Source organism: Adhaeribacter aerolatus, assembly GCF_007991635.1.
In the GTDB taxonomy this organism is placed as follows: Bacteria; Bacteroidota; Bacteroidia; order Cytophagales; family Hymenobacteraceae; genus Adhaeribacter; species Adhaeribacter aerolatus.
The window spans coordinates 1-735 of the sequence record NZ_BJYS01000094.1 but is presented as its reverse complement, the minus strand read 5'-3'; the positions used below and the strand labels follow the sequence as shown (position 1 = coordinate 735).

Here is a 735-nt window from a genome sequence, read left to right as displayed (position 1 = left end):
GGCTGTATTGCACCCGGCGGTCCTGGTCCCGGTCGTAAAGCGCTACACCGGTAAGGTTTACACTTATCAGGCTGTTAACTTTAGCCGTAATCACGGCATCCAGCCGGTGGTCGATGGTGTGCCAGGCGAGGGTTTCGTAGTTAGCGAAGCCCAGGTAGAGCAGTTTCAGGTTTAGGTTGGTGGCAATATCCTTGTTCAAATTGCCCAGAATCTGGGCGGCCAGCCATTCCTGCCGCACCCGGCGGCCTACCGGTACGCCGTATACCACCTCGCCCGGGTTGGGCCGCACGTTCTGGTCGGTGAGAAAAGTAAAACGTGGAGCAAACGGGCTGAACCGGACCGAGAACCAATCTACCGGCTTAAACTCCAGCCCCAGCGCAAAGGTCAGAAAGCCGGGCGATAAAAAATTAGAAATTAACCGCCGGTTATCCGGCAGGTTATCTACATCATACTCAAAACCCCGGTCAAACTGCGACAAAAAATTAGCCGAAACAAAGGTATTCCAGTCGGAGCTGATGCTATAGCCGTATTTGGTATCGAGGAAAATGCGGTCGAGGTTTTTGCGGGTTCCCTGGCCCTTGTTCCGGAATAAACCGTACTGCAACTGCATTTCATTATCCCAGGAGATGCGTTCCCGCTTAAAATCGGCTTTGCCGTTGCTGAACAGACCAATCGCGATTGAATTAATGCCGCCGGCCCGCCAGTTGTCGCTGAAGGTAGCCTGGTTCAGGTTGA

General features: G+C 53.5%; 1 protein-coding gene. It reads right to left on the bottom strand.

Going from position 1 to position 735, the window contains the following annotated elements:
* On the bottom strand, positions 1-735 hold a 735-nt coding region (locus AAE02nite_RS26135), incomplete at both ends, for a DUF3078 domain-containing protein (protein WP_146905894.1).